The organism is Mycobacterium sp. 852002-50816_SCH5313054-b (genome assembly GCF_001667185.1).
Taxonomy (GTDB): Bacteria; Actinomycetota; Actinomycetes; order Mycobacteriales; family Mycobacteriaceae; genus Mycobacterium.
Window position 1 is genome coordinate 24,141 of the sequence record NZ_LZIC01000137.1, and the last position, 13,699, is coordinate 37,839.

Annotated in this window: 15 protein-coding genes; 13 read left to right on the forward strand and 2 right to left on the reverse strand. The window is 71.4% G+C overall.

Features of this window, described 5'->3' with window-relative positions:
- Positions 1-58 precede the first annotated feature (58 nt).
- Together A5787_RS24730 and A5787_RS24735 are read left to right on the forward strand one after the other, a co-directional pair.
- Complete coding sequence (locus A5787_RS24730) at positions 59-1,408, forward strand: replication-associated recombination protein A (RefSeq protein ID WP_066972001.1); 1,350 nt, start codon at positions 59-61, stop codon at positions 1,406-1,408.
- A complete protein-coding gene (locus A5787_RS24735; protein WP_066972002.1) occupies positions 1,405-1,740 on the forward strand; it encodes a hypothetical protein in 336 nt (111 codons plus the stop codon). Before A5787_RS24730 ends, A5787_RS24735 begins: the two co-directional genes overlap by 4 nt.
- A 7-nt stretch (positions 1,741-1,747) precedes the next feature.
- Here the strand turns inward: A5787_RS24735 and A5787_RS24740 are convergent, their stop codons facing one another.
- Complete coding sequence (locus A5787_RS24740; RefSeq protein ID WP_066972003.1) at positions 1,748-2,371, reverse strand: hypothetical protein; 624 nt, start codon at positions 2,369-2,371, stop codon at positions 1,748-1,750.
- Positions 2,372-2,507: 136 nt separating this feature from the next.
- Between A5787_RS24740 and A5787_RS24745 the strand changes: the two genes are divergently transcribed.
- The 10 genes from A5787_RS24745 to aroQ all read left to right on the forward strand — a co-directional run bounded on the left by A5787_RS24745 (position 2,508) and on the right by aroQ (position 11,861).
- Positions 2,508-2,897, forward strand: a complete 390-nt coding sequence (locus tag A5787_RS24745; RefSeq protein WP_197507392.1) for a secondary thiamine-phosphate synthase enzyme YjbQ — start codon at positions 2,508-2,510, stop codon at positions 2,895-2,897.
- Between the two features lie 62 nt (positions 2,898-2,959).
- Positions 2,960-5,650 (forward strand): alanine--tRNA ligase, encoded by a 2,691-nt coding sequence (alaS, locus tag A5787_RS24750; protein ID WP_066972005.1) that lies wholly within the window; start codon positions 2,960-2,962, stop codon positions 5,648-5,650.
- Positions 5,651-6,142, forward strand: coding sequence for a Holliday junction resolvase RuvX (gene ruvX, locus A5787_RS24755; protein WP_066972006.1), 492 nt, complete (start codon positions 5,651-5,653; stop codon positions 6,140-6,142). It abuts the gene before it with no gap.
- Complete coding sequence (mltG, locus tag A5787_RS24760; RefSeq protein WP_066972007.1) at positions 6,135-7,379, forward strand: endolytic transglycosylase MltG; 1,245 nt, start codon at positions 6,135-6,137, stop codon at positions 7,377-7,379. The genes ruvX and mltG overlap by 8 nt, the downstream gene beginning before the upstream one ends.
- Entirely contained in the window at positions 7,357-8,172 is an 816-nt protein-coding gene (locus A5787_RS24765) for a shikimate dehydrogenase (protein WP_231994155.1), read from the forward strand. The genes mltG and A5787_RS24765 overlap by 23 nt, the downstream gene beginning before the upstream one ends.
- Before the next feature lie 10 nt (positions 8,173-8,182).
- On the forward strand, positions 8,183-8,593 hold the full coding sequence (locus tag A5787_RS24770; RefSeq protein WP_066972009.1) for an A24 family peptidase: 411 nt from the start codon (positions 8,183-8,185) through the stop codon (positions 8,591-8,593).
- Between the two features lie 20 nt (positions 8,594-8,613).
- On the forward strand, positions 8,614-9,819 hold the full coding sequence (gene aroC / locus A5787_RS24775; protein ID WP_066972010.1) for a chorismate synthase: 1,206 nt from the start codon (positions 8,614-8,616) through the stop codon (positions 9,817-9,819).
- Positions 9,819-10,352: a shikimate kinase gene (locus A5787_RS24780; protein ID WP_066972011.1), complete on the forward strand. Its 534-nt coding sequence runs from the start codon at positions 9,819-9,821 to the stop codon at positions 10,350-10,352. The genes aroC and A5787_RS24780 overlap by 1 nt, the downstream gene beginning before the upstream one ends.
- Positions 10,349-11,437, forward strand: a complete 1,089-nt coding sequence (gene aroB, locus A5787_RS24785) for a 3-dehydroquinate synthase (protein WP_066972012.1) — start codon at positions 10,349-10,351, stop codon at positions 11,435-11,437. Before A5787_RS24780 ends, aroB begins: the two co-directional genes overlap by 4 nt.
- Complete coding sequence (gene aroQ, locus A5787_RS24790) at positions 11,430-11,861, forward strand: type II 3-dehydroquinate dehydratase (protein WP_066972018.1); 432 nt, start codon at positions 11,430-11,432, stop codon at positions 11,859-11,861. The genes aroB and aroQ overlap by 8 nt, the downstream gene beginning before the upstream one ends.
- Here aroQ and A5787_RS24795 read toward each other — a convergent pair.
- Positions 11,858-12,547 (reverse strand): B-4DMT family transporter, encoded by a 690-nt coding sequence (locus A5787_RS24795; protein ID WP_066972019.1) that lies wholly within the window; start codon positions 12,545-12,547, stop codon positions 11,858-11,860. The genes aroQ and A5787_RS24795 overlap by 4 nt on opposite strands.
- Before the next feature lie 33 nt (positions 12,548-12,580).
- On the opposite strand from A5787_RS24795, the gene A5787_RS24800 reads away from it, so the two are divergent.
- Positions 12,581-13,696 carry a Xaa-Pro peptidase family protein gene (locus A5787_RS24800; RefSeq protein WP_066972020.1) on the forward strand — a complete coding sequence of 372 codons (1,116 nt, stop codon included), beginning with the start codon at positions 12,581-12,583 and terminating at the stop codon, positions 13,694-13,696.
- The last annotated feature ends 3 nt before the right edge of the window (positions 13,697-13,699 follow it).

The following is a 13,699-nucleotide window of genomic DNA, read 5'->3' on the forward strand; positions in this document are numbered from 1 at the left end:
TCGGCAAACCGGAACTTAGCAAATAAGTGCCCGGGACGCGCTGTCGGCACTACGTGGTATGCCTAAAACCGTGTCCGACGGTCTGTTTGACCTCCCCGGCGCACCCCAGACAACCGACCGCGGCCTGGGCGTGTCGGCCGGTGCGCCGCTGGCCGTGCGGATGCGGCCGGCATCGCTGGACGAGGTGGTGGGGCAGGACCACCTGCTGACACCCGGATCGCCGCTGCGCCGCCTGGTGGAGGGGTCGGGCATGGCGTCGGTCATCCTGTACGGCCCGCCGGGCAGCGGAAAGACGACGCTGGCCGCGCTGATCTCGCAGGCCACCGGGCGCCGGTTCGAGGCGCTGTCGGCGCTGTCGGCCGGGGTCAAGGACGTCCGGGCCGTCATCGATGTCGCGCGCCGGGCCCTGCTGAACGGAGAGCAGACCGTCCTGTTCATCGACGAGGTGCACCGGTTCTCCAAGACCCAGCAGGACGCGCTGCTGTCCGCCGTGGAGAACCGGGTGGTGCTGCTGGTGGCTGCGACCACCGAAAACCCGTCCTTCTCGGTGGTGGCGCCGCTGCTGTCGCGCTCGCTGATCCTGCAGTTGCGACCGCTCACGTCCGACGCCGTCCGCACCGTGGTCCAGCGGGCCGTCGACGACCCGCGCGGCCTGGGCGGCAAGGTCGCCGTCGCGCCCGAGGCCGTCGATCTGCTGGTGCAGCTGGCCGCGGGCGACGCCCGCCGCGCCCTGACCGCGCTGGAGGTCGCGGCCGAGGCCAGTGAGGCCGTCAGCGTCGAGACCATCGAGCAATCCCTGGACAAGGCGGCGGTGCGCTACGACCGCGACGGCGACCAGCACTACGACGTCATCAGCGCCTTCATCAAGTCGGTGCGCGGCTCCGACGTCGACGCCGCGCTGCACTATCTGGCCCGCATGCTGGTCGCGGGGGAGGACCCGCGGTTTGTGGCGCGCCGGCTGATGATCCTGGCCAGTGAGGACATCGGCCTGGCCGACCCCACCGCACTGCCGACCGCGGTCGCCGCCGCACAGACCGTGCAGCTGATCGGCCTGCCCGAGGCGCAGCTGACGCTGGCGCACGCCACCATCCACCTGGCCACCGCGCCGAAGTCGAACGCGGTCACCACCGCCCTGGCGGCGGCGATGGACGACATCAGGGCGGGCAAGGCCGGGCTGGTGCCGCCCCATCTGCGCGACGGGCACTACTCCGGCGCCGCGGGGCTGGGCAACGCCCAGGGCTACCGGTACTCCCACGACGATCCCGATGGCGTTGTGGCGCAACAATATCCGCCGGACGAGCTGGTGGGCGTGGACTACTATCGGCCCACCGGCCGCGGCGGCGAACGCGAGCTGGCGGGCCGGTTGGACCGGCTGCGCGCGATCATCCGCAAGAGGGGACGGGCATGAAAACCTTCACCGACGAGGAGATGGGCCGGCTGCTGCCCACCGCCAAGGAATACAGCGTCGTCATCCTCAAGCGCGGCCCCCGGTTCGGTGACGAGTCGTCGCCGGGGATCGTCTGGGAGCACGGCCGGCGCAACTTCGGCCTGCGCGACGACGGGGTGCTGGCGGTGGTGCTGCCGGTCACCGACTCCTCCGACGTCTGCGGGGTCGGGGTGTTCGCCGCGACGGTCGAGGAGACCGCCGCCATCATGGGCGAGGACCCCGGGGTGGCGGGCGGGGTGTTCACCTACCAGGTGCACCCCTGCCGCGGCTTCCCCGGGGACGCGCTGCCCTAGCCGGGCCCTAGACCAGCTCGGGCACCCGTAGGTGGGCGATCGCCAGCTCGAACTCGGCCACGTCCACCACCTCGGCGCCCAGGTCGCGGACGCGCCTGCTGCGCAACTCGGTGGCGCGGTCGCGGTTGCGGGCCATCGCGTCCATGCTGTCGAACGTCGAGCAGGACACCGCCCGGCGGCACGCGGGGTGATCGACCATCAGGCTGGCGCTGCAGAACCCGTCGAGCTTCTCCATCTCCGGAAGCACCGAGGACCGGTAGAAGTCCAGCGAACGGCTCAGCTGGTCCGGCACCACCTTGAGCCAGGTCGCCCGCACGCACGCCCCGTCGGCCGAGTGGTGGTCGCGGTGCAGCAAAGTGATGTCCCACTCTTCGACCTTGGCGCTGCCGTCGAACATCAACGCGGCGCGATCGCGTACCGGCGCCACCCGCTCGGCGCTGGCGCGCATCGACTCCATCGTCTGCCAGGCGCTGGTGGCGATGCATCTGCCGGACTGGCGGTCCACCAACAGCGACAACCCGACATACCCATTCATCTGCTGCAACGCGGGCATGACGACATCGCGAACGTGCGCAATGCCGATGTCGACCGAAAGGGGTTGCGCCTGGATGGTGGTAGAGCGTGCGTACACGATCGACCCCTCCCTCTGTCGGGGCAGCGCCCCGGTGGCGCCACCGGTCCCACCAGATACCTTCCTCCTACCGGTAATCCGCCGCAATGGGCGTGGTGGGGGTGGGCGCCGTAGGCTGGACCGGGTGCATACCGATGTGCTGGAGGTGGACACCGCGCGCCACCGCATCGTCGACCTGACCGATGCGGTGCGCCGGTTCTGCTTCAGCTATGGCGACGGCCTGTGCAACGTGTTCGTCCCGCACGCGACGGCCGGGGTCGCCATCATCGAGACCGGCGCCGGCTCCGACGACGACCTGGTCGACACGCTGGAACGGCTTCTCCCGCGCGACGACCGCTACCGGCACTCGCACGGCTCCGCGGGCCACGGGGCCGACCATGTGCTGCCGGCCATCGTCGCGCCGTCGGTGACGGTGCCCGTCGCCAGCGGGGACCCCCAGCTGGGCACCTGGCAAAGCATCGTGCTGGTCGACCTCAACCGGGACAATCCCCGGCGGTCGGTGCGGTTGAGCTTCCTGGAGGGCTAGCTGTCTAGGCTGGGAATCCCCGATCCAGGCAAGTCGAAGCGACAGGAAGAAGCGGACCAGAAGTGCAGACACACGAGATCAGGAAGCGATTCCTCGATCATTTCGTGAAGGCGGGCCACACCGAGGTGCCGAGCGCATCGGTGATCCTCGACGACCCCAACCTGCTGTTCGTCAACGCCGGCATGGTGCAGTTCGTGCCGTTCTTCCTGGGCGCGCGCACCCCGCCGTACGCGACGGCCACCAGCATCCAGAAGTGCATCCGCACCCCGGACATCGACGAGGTGGGCATCACCACCCGGCACAACACCTTCTTCCAGATGGCCGGCAACTTCTCGTTCGGCGACTACTTCAAGCGCGGCGCGATCGCGCTGGCCTGGTCGCTGCTGACCGATCCCGTCTCCGACGGCGGCTACGGCCTGGAGCCGAATCGACTGTGGGCCACGGTCTTTCACGACGACGACGAGGCCGTGGAGCTCTGGCAGGAGATCGCCGGTTTGCCCGCCGAGCGGATCCAGCGCCGTGGCATGGCGGACAACTACTGGTCGATGGGCATTCCCGGGCCGTGCGGGCCGTCGTCGGAGATCTACTACGACCGCGGGCCCGAGTTCGGCCCCGAGGGCGGCCCCATCGCCAACGAGGACCGCTACCTCGAGGTCTGGAACCTGGTGTTCATGCAGAACGAGCGCGGCGAGGGCAGCACCAAGGAGGACTACCCCATCCTCGGGCCGTTGCCGCGCAAGAACATCGACACCGGCATGGGTGTCGAGCGGATCGCGCTGGTCCTGCAGGGCGTGCACAACGTCTACGAAACCGACCTGCTGCGGCCGATCATCGACCTGGTCGCCACGCGCGGCCCGCGCCCCTACGACGCAGGCAACCACGACGACGACGTGCGCTACCGCGTCATCGCCGACCACAGCCGCACCGCGGCCATCCTGATCGGCGACGGCGTCAGCCCCGGCAACGACGGGCGCGGCTACGTGCTGCGCCGGCTGCTGCGCCGGGTGATCCGGTCGGCCAAGCTGCTGGGCATCGAGGACCCGATAGTCGGCGACCTGATGGCCACCGTGCGCGACTCGATGGGCCCGTCGTACCCCGAACTCGTCACCGACTTCGACCGGATCAGGCGGATTGCCGTGGCCGAAGAGACGGCGTTCAACCGGACGCTGTCGTCGGGTTCGCGGTTGTTCGACGAGGTGGTCAGCGCGACGAAATCCTCGGGCGCCAAGGTGGTCTCGGGCTCCGATGCCTTCACCCTGCACGACACCTACGGATTCCCGATCGAGCTCACCCTGGAGATGGCGTCCGAAGCCGGCCTGAAGGTCGACCAGAGCGGCTTTCACGAGCTGATGCTGCAGCAGCGCCAGCGCGCCAAGGCCGACGCCGCGGCGCGCAAGCACGCGCATGCCGACCTGAGCGCCTACCGCGAGCTGGTCGACGCCGGGCCCACCGAGTTCACCGGGTTCGACGAGTTGGCCTCCGAGGCAAGGATTTTGGGGATCTTCGCCGACGGCAAGCGGGTGCCGGTGGTCGCCCACGGTACCGACGGCGCGGACCGGGTCGAACTGGTGCTGGACCGCACCCCGCTCTACGCGGAGTCGGGCGGCCAGATCGCCGACGAGGGCAGCATCAGCGGAACCAGCGCGAACGAGAGCGCGCGCGCGGCCGTCACCGACGTGCAGAAGATCGCCAAAACGCTGTGGGTGCACCGGGTCAACGTGGAGTCCGGGGAATTCGTGGAGGGTGACACCGTCGTCGCCGCGGTGGACCCGGACTGGCGCCGGGGCGCCACCCAGGGCCATTCGGGCACCCACATGGTGCACGCCGCGCTGCGACAGGTGCTGGGGCCCAACGCCGTTCAGGCCGGATCGCTGAACCGGCCGGGCTACCTGCGGTTCGACTTCAACTGGCAGGGGCCGCTCAGCGAAGACCAGCGCACCCAGATCGAAGAGGTCACCAACGAGGCCGTGCAGGCCGACTTCGAGGTGCACACGTTCAACGAGAAGCTGGACAAGGCCAAGGCGATGGGGGCGATGGCACTCTTCGGCGAGGCCTACCCCGACGAGGTGCGGGTGGTGGAGATCGGCGGGCCGTTCTCCCTGGAGCTGTGCGGCGGCACCCACGTGCACAACTCGGCGCAGATCGGGCCGGTGACCATTCTGGGCGAGTCGTCGATCGGCTCCGGGGTGCGCCGCGTGGAGGCCTACGTGGGGCTGGAGTCGTTCCGGCACCTGGCCAAGGAGCGCGCGCTGATGGCCGGGCTGGCGTCGTCGCTGAAAGTGCCCTCCGACGAGGTGCCGGCCCGGGTGGCCAACCTGGTCGACCGGCTCAAGGCCGCCGAGAAGGAACTCGAACGCGCCCGCCTGGCGGGCGCCCGCGCCGCCGCGACCAACGCCGCGGCCGGCGCGGAGCGAATCGGTAACGTGCGTGTGGTGGCACAGCGGATGTCGAGCGGGATGACGGCGGCCGACCTGCGTTCCCTGGTGGGCGACGTCCGCGGCAAGCTCGGCAACGACCCCGCGGTGGTGGTGCTGATCTCCGAGGACGCCGGGACGGTGCCGTACGTGGTTGCCGCCAATCGAGCCGCCCAGGACCTCGGTATCAGCGCCAACGACCTGGTCAAAGAGCTAGCCGTGGAAGTCGACGGCCGCGGTGGCGGCAAGGCCGACCTGGCGCAGGGTTCAGGGAAAAATCCGACCGGAATCGACGCCGCGCTTGCTGCAGTGCGCAGGGCGATAGCGCGGGTCGGTTGAGTGGTTTTGACACAGCACCGCCGCCCCGACCGGCCCGGCGATCCTGATCAGGACCCCGGGCGGGGACGGCGGTTGGGCGTCGACGTCGGCAGCGTGCGCATCGGCGTGGCCGCCAGCGACCCCGACGGCATCCTGGCCACCCCGGTGGAAACCGTGCGCCGCGACCGCTCCGGCAGGCACCTGCGCCGGCTGGCCGAGCTGGCCGCCGAGCTGGAAGCCGTCGAGGTGATCGTCGGGTTACCGAGGACGCTGGCCGATCGGACCGGGCCGTCGGCGCAGGACGCGATCGAGGTGGCCGAGGCGCTGGCCAAGCGGATCGCCCCCACGCCGGTGCGGCTGGCCGACGAGCGGTTGACCACCGTGAGCGCCCAGCGATCGCTGCGCGATGCGGGTGTGCGGGCCAGACAGCAGCGGTCGGTGATCGACCAGGCTGCCGCGGTGGCGATCCTGCAGAGCTGGCTCGACCAGCGCAGGGGAGCCGGCCATGGTTGACAGCGCGCGCCGCGAACGCGCCGAGCCCAGCGCGGTCGGGCCGCCCCGGCGCAGGATGAGCCGCGTCGACCGGAACCGCGCCGAACGCGGGAAGAACCGCCGCCGCGTCGCCGGCCGGGTCACCTTCGTGGTGCTGGTCGTGATCGCGGTGGTCGCCGTCTTCGTCGGCACCAGGCTGTGGAACACCGTGTTCGGGTCCGGTGACGACTACAGCGGAAACGGCAAGCGCGACATCGTGATTCAGATCCAATCGGGCGACTCGACGACGATGGTCGGGGAGACGCTGCACAACCAGGGCGTGGTTGCCACGGTGCGGGCGTTCGTCAACGCCGCGCACGGCAACGCCGCGATCAACTCGATCCAGCCGGGCTTCTACCGGATGCGCACGGAGATCCCGGCGGCCAACGCCGTCACCCGGCTGGCCGACCCGAACAGCCGGGTGGGGCGGCTCGTCATCCCCGAGGGCCGTCAGCTCGACGACACCACCGACATGAAGACCAACGTGTCCAACCCCGGCATCTTCTCGCTGATCTCCCGCGCCACCTGTGTGGATCTCGACGGCAACAAGCGCTGCGTCTCGGTGGATGACCTGCGCGCGGCGGCCTCCAACGGCGCGCCGACGACCCTCGCGGTGCCGCCGTGGGCGGTCGAGCCGGTCACCGAGCTGGGCAAGGACCATCGCCGGATCGAGGGCCTGATCGCCCCGGGCACCTTCAACGTCGATCCCTCTTCGTCGGCCGAGAGCATCCTGACGAGCCTGATCAGCGCGGGGGCCGTGGAGTACGCGAAGTCGGGTTTGGTGGATTCCGCGCAGGCCATGGGCTTGTCGCCCTACGACATCCTGGTGGTCGCGTCGCTGGTGCAGCAGGAATCCAACACGCAGGACTTCCCGAAGGTGGCGCAGGTCATCTACAACCGGCTGCACGCGCACCACACGCTGGAGTTCGACTCGACCGTGAACTATCCGCTGGATCGCCGCGAGGTCGCCACCACCGACGCCGACCGGGGCCAGCGGACCCCGTGGAACACCTACGTGTCCCAGGGCCTGCCCGCCACGGCGATCTGCTCGCCCGGCGTCGACGCGCTGCGCGCGGCCGAGCATCCGGAGCCGGGCGACTGGCTGTACTTCGTCACCATCGATGCCCAGGGCACGACGCTGTTCACGAAGGATTATCAGCAGCATTTGGCCAATATCGAGCTGGCTAAGCGCAACGGTGTCCTCGACTCGGCCCGCTAGGAAGGCGGGGGTGCTCGGCCGGCCCATCGCCCATTCGAAGTCCCCGGACCTGCACCTGGCGGCCTACCGCGCGCTGGGCCTGGACGACTGGACCTACGAGCGCATCGACTGCGGCGCCGCGGAGCTGCCGGGGGTCGTCGGCGGCTTCGGGCCGGAGTGGGTCGGCGTGTCGGTCACGATGCCGGGCAAGTTCGCCGCGCTGCGTTTCGCCGACGAGCGCACCGGGCGCGCGGAGCTCGTCGGGTCGGCCAACACCCTGGTGCGCACGGCGGCGGGCTGGCGGGCCGACAACACCGACGTCGACGGGGTGAGCGGGGCCCTGGGGCCGATAACGGGGGCCTCGGGACGGGCGCTGGTCTGTGGATCGGGCGGCACCGCCCCGGCGGCCGTGGTGGGCCTGGCCGAGCTCGGCGTCACCGGCATCACGGTCGTGGCGCGCGACCCACAGAAGGCGTCGCGGCTGGTGGACCTCGGCGCGCGGCTGGGCGTGGCGACGCGGTTCTGCGGCCTGGACGGCGACGGGCTGGCCGACGAGGTGGCGGGCGCGCGGGTGCTGGTCAGCACGATCCCCGCCGACGCGGCCGCGCGGTATGCCGGCGCGCTGGCCCCCATCCCGGTGCTGCTGGACGCCGTCTACGACCCGTGGCCGACGCCGCTGGCCGCCGCGGTGGCCGCCGCCGGCGGTCGGGTGATCAACGGCCTGCAGATGCTGCTGCACCAGGCCTTCGCCCAGGTCGAGCAATTCACCGGGCTGCCCGCGCCGCGAGCGGCGATGGAGGCGGCACTGGGCTAGCGTGCCGCGCATGGCGGCCGGGGTCGTGTTGCTGTGGATGGGCGCGCTGAGCGTCTACGACGTCCGGCAACGCCGGCTGCCCAACGCGCTGACGCTGCCGGGGGCGGCCGTGATCCTGGTGGGCGCCGCCGCGGCCGGCCGCGGGCTGACCGCGCTCGCCGGTGCGGCGGCGCTGAGCGGGGCATACCTGCTGGTGCACCTGCTGGCGCCGGCGGCGATGGGGGCCGGCGACGTCAAGCTGGCGATCGGGCTGGGCGGGCTCGCCGGCTGCTTCGGCGCCCCGGTGTGGTTCCTGGCGGCGCTCGGCGCGGCGCTGCTGACGGCCCTGGTCGGGGTGGTGCGCGGCGTGCGCGCGGTTCCGCACGGCCCCGCGATGTGCCTGGCCACCGCCGGGGCCGTGGGCCTGGCCATTCTGCGCTGAGCCCGTGGGAGAATAGCCGGGTGTTGCGCTGGATCACCGCCGGAGAATCCCATGGCCGCGCGCTGGTGGCCGTGGTCGACGGCATGGTCGCCGGCGTGCAGGTCACATCCACCGAGATCGCCGACGAGCTGGCCCGGCGACGCCTCGGCTACGGCCGCGGCGCGCGGATGAAGTTCGAGCGCGACGCGGTGACCATCCTGTCCGGGATACGCCACGGCGTCACGCTGGGCGGGCCCATCGCCGTCGAGATCGGCAACACCGAGTGGCCGAAGTGGGAAACCGTCATGGCCACCGACCCGGTCGACCCGGCCGAACTCGAAAACTCAGCCCGCAACGAGCCGCTGACCCGGCCGCGGCCCGGTCACGCCGACTACGCGGGGATGCTCAAGTACGGCTTCGACGACGCCCGGCCGGTGCTGGAGCGGGCCAGCGCCCGGGAGACGGCCGCCCGCGTCGCCGCCGGGACCATCGCGCGGTCGTTCCTGCGCCAGGCGCTGGGCGTCGAGGTGCTCTCGCACGTCGTCTCGATCGGCCCGTCGGCGCCGTATGACGGCCCGCCGCCGCGCCCCGAGGACCTGCCCGCCATCGACGACAGCCCGGTTCGCGCGTTCGACAAGGCCGCCGAAACGGCCATGATCGCCGAGATCGAGGCCGCCAAGAAGGACGGCGACACCCTCGGCGGCGTGGTCGAGGTGGTGGTGCTGGGCCTGCCGGTGGGGCTGGGCTCGTTCACCAGCGGCGACAACCGGCTGGACAGCCAGCTGGCCGCCGCCGTCATGGGTATCCAGGCGATCAAGGGCGTCGAGATCGGCGACGGTTTCGAGACCGCGCGCCGCCGCGGCAGCCGCGCGCACGACGAGATGTACCCGGGTCCCGACGGCGTCGTCCGGTCCACCAACCGGGCCGGCGGCCTGGAGGGCGGCATGACCAACGGGCAGCCGCTGCGGGTGCGGGCCGCGATGAAGCCGATTTCCACCGTGCCGCGGGCGCTGGCCACCGTCGACATGGCGACCGGCGACGAGGCCGTCGCCATCCATCAGCGCTCGGACGTGTGCGCGGTGCCGGCCGCCGGGGTCGTCGTCGAGACCATGGTGGCGCTGGTGCTGGCCCGCGCGGCGCTGGAGAAGTTCGGCGGCGACTCGCTGACCGAGACCCGGCGCAACATCGAGTCCTACCGGCGCGCGGTCGCCGACCGGGAATCGCCGGCCGCGCGCGGTACCGCGTGATGGCCCCCAAAGCGGTGCTCGTGGGGCTGCCGGGCTCGGGCAAGTCGACCATCGGGCGGCGGCTGGCCAAGGCCCTCGGCGTCGGGCTGCTCGACACCGACGTGGCGATCGAGCAGCGCACCGGCCGCACGATCGCCGACATCTTCGCCATCGACGGGGAGCCGGAGTTCCGCCGCATCGAGGAAGAGGTGGTGCGCGCGGCGCTGGCCGACCACGACGGCGTCCTCTCGCTCGGCGGCGGGGCCGTCACCAGCCCCGGGGTGCGCGAGGCGCTCGCCGGGCACACCGTCGTCTACCTGGAGATCGGCGCCCGGGAAGGGGTGCGGCGCACCGGCGGCAGCACCGTGCGACCCCTGTTGGCCGGGCCCGACCGAGCCGAGAAGTACCGCGCCCTGATGGCCGAGCGGGCCCCGTTGTACCGGCGCGTCGCGACCATCCGGGTCGACACCAACCGCCGCAATCCCGGCGCCGTTGTCCGCCACATCGTTTCGCGGCTGCAGACACCCCAGAACGCCCCGGCGGCCGGGCGATGACCGAGGGCAGCGGACCGGTCACCGTGTACGTGGCCGTCGACGAGCCGTACCCGGTGGTCATCGGCACCGGGGTGATGGGCGAGCTGGAAGGCATGCTCGCCGGCCGGCACCGCGTCGCGATCCTGCACCAGCCCGTATTGGCCGAGGCCGCCGAGGCCATCCGGGGCCGCTTGGCGGACAAGGGGATTGACGCGCACCGCATCGAGATCCCGGACGCCGAGGCCGGCAAGGACCTGCCCGTCGTGGGATTCATCTGGGACGTGTTGGGCCGCATCGGAATCGGCCGCAAGGACGCCCTGGTCAGCCTCGGCGGCGGCGCGGCCACCGACGTCGCCGGTTTCGCGGCGGCGACGTGGCTGCGCGGCGTCGACATCGTCCACGTGCCGACCACGTTGCTGGGCATGGTCGACGCGGCCGTAGGCGGCAAGACGGGCATCAACACCGAGGCGGGCAAGAACCTGGTCGGGGCGTTTCACCAGCCGCTGGCCGTCGTGGTCGACCTGGCGACACTGAAAACCTTGCCGCGCAACGAACTTGTCGCCGGCATGGCGGAGGTGGTCAAGGCGGGCTTCATCGCCGACCCGGTGATCCTGGACCTGATCGAGGCCGACCCGCAGGCCGCGCTGGAACCGGAAGGGGAGGTGCTCCCGGAGCTGATCCGGCGCGCGATCGCGGTCAAGGCCGAGGTCGTCGCGGCCGACGAAAAGGAGTCCGAGCTGCGCGAAATCCTCAACTACGGCCACACTTTGGCGCACGCGATCGAGCGCCGGGAGCGCTACCGGTGGCGGCACGGCGCCGCGGTGTCGGTGGGCCTGGTATTCGCCGCCGAGCTCGCCCGGCTCGCCGGCCGGCTCGACGACGACACCGCGCAGCGCCACCGCAGCATCCTCACCTCGCTCGGCCTGCCGGTCAGCTACGACGCCGACGCGCTGCCGCAGTTGCTCGAATACATGGCCGGCGACAAGAAGACGCGCGCCGGCGTGCTGCGGTTCGTCGTCCTCGACGGGCTCGGCAAGCCGGGCCGGCTGACGGGGCCGGACCCGTCGCTGCTGGCGGCCGCCTACGCGGGGCTGGCTGATGAGTAAGACGGTGCAGGTCATCAACGGCCCCAACCTGGGCCGGCTGGGCCGGCGCGAGCCCGATGTGTACGGCGACACCACGCACGACCAGCTGGCCGCGCTGATCGACCGCGAAGCCGCCGCCCTCGGGCTCAAAGCCATTGTGCGGCAAAGCGATAACGAAGCCCAGCTGCTGGATTGGATCCATCTGGCCGCCGATGCCGGCGAGCCGGTGATCCTCAACGCCGGCGGCCTCACCCACACGTCGGTGGCGCTGCGCGACGCGTGCGCCGAGCTGAGCGCGCCCCTGATCGAGGTGCACATCTCCAATGTGCATGCCCGCGAGGAGTTTCGGCGGCACTCCTACATCAGCCCGGTCGCGACCGGCGTGATCGTCGGGCTCGGTATCCAGGGCTACGTGCTCGCCCTGCGCTACCTGGCCGGGGGTTAACCCTTCTCCGGCTCCTCGCCCGGCTTGGCGTGCCGGGCGTCGTCCGTGCGGATCACCTCGGTCTTGGCGTCGTCGCCCGCCGTCGTCGGGATCGTTTCGGTGGGCGCCTCGCGCTCGGCGGTCGCGATTGACCCGGTGCGCTCCTCGGCCTGGGCCCCGGCGGCCGTCTGCGCGGGGATCTCGCCGGTGGGCGCCTCGTCGCCGCGAACGGCGGAGAACACGTCGGTGTCGGCCCGCTCCTCGTCCGCGCCGTCCGCGCGGGCCGGCGGGTTGCGGTCGATCCGCCAGCGACCGACGGCCACGCCGATGATCCCGGGCAAGAACACGAGGAGCGCGGTGAACGCCGCGAACGTCGTCACCTCGTTGATCAGGCCCCCGGTGTACAGCCCCTGGTACACCAGCGCGATGAGCCAGGCGACGGCGCCGCTGACGATGCCCGCGAACAGGCCGGCCAGCAGCCAGGTCATCGCCAGGTCCTGGCGGCGATCCGGATCCGGCTGGGCCTTGGCGTCCGCCCGGCCGTCGAGCACCCCCCAGATGACCGCGCCGATCACGAACACGATCAGCAGCGCGATGCTGATCAGACCGGCCTGTGTCTGCCACGCGTTGATGAGCGCACCTTGGAGCAATCGCAGTACCACCATGGCCGCGGCGAACACCAATCCGCGCAGCATCCAGTTCCTCATGAAGGAAAAGCGTAGCGAGTACCGTCAAGGGTCGTGACACATTCCCAGCGTCGAGACAATCTGAAAGCGCAAATCGGAGCCAGCGGGCTGGACGCGATGCTGGTCACGGACCTGATCAACGTGCGCTACCTGTCGGGTTTCACCGGCTCGAACGGCGCGTTGCTGGTTTTCGCCGACGACCGGGGGCCAGTGCTGGCCACCGACGGCCGGTACCGCACGCAGGCGGCGGCGCAGGCACCCGACGTCGAGGTGGCCATCGAGCGGGCCGTCGGGCGCCACCTGGTCGGCCGGGCCGCCGATGCCGGCGTCGGCAAGCTGGGCTTCGAGAGCAACGTGGTCACCGTCGACGGCTTCGACGCCCTCAGGGGCGAGGTGGAGGACCGCAAGGCGGCCACCGAGCTGGTGCGGGCCGCCGGGACCGTCGAGGCGCTGCGCGAGGTCAAGGACGCCGGCGAGGTGGCGCTGCTGCGGCTGGCCTGCGAGGCCGCCGACGCCGCGCTGGCCGACCTGGTGGAGCGCGGCGGCCTGCGGCCCGGACGGACCGAACGCGAGGTGAGCCGCGAGCTGGAGTCGCTGATGCTCGACCACGGCGCGGACGCGATCTCGTTCGACACCATCGTGGCCGCCGGGCCGAATTCGGCCATCCCGCACCACCGCCCGACCGACGCGGTGCTGGCCGCAGGCGATTTCGTCAAGATCGACTTCGGCGCCCTGGTCGCCGGTTATCACTCCGACATGACCCGCACGTTCGTGCTGGGCAAGGCGGCCGACTGGCAGCTGGAGATCTATCGGCTGGTCGCCGACGCGCAGCGGGCCGGCCGGGAGGCGCTGAAGCCGGGAGCCGACCTGCGCGAGGTGGACGCCGCGGCGCGGCAGCTGATCGCGGACGCCGGCTACGGCGAGCAGTTCGGCCACGGTTTGGGCCACGGAGTGGGCCTGCAGATCCACGAAGCGCCGGGAATCGGCGCCACGTCCGCCGGTACACTGCTTGCGGGCTCCGTGGTGACCGTGGAGCCCGGCGTCTACTTACCCGGCCGCGGCGGTGTCCGCATCGAGGACACCCTGGTGGTGGCCGACGGTAGGTCGCACAGCGCCGGGGAGACCCCGGAACTACTGACCCGGTTCCCCAAAGAACTGGCCATCCTCTAGGAG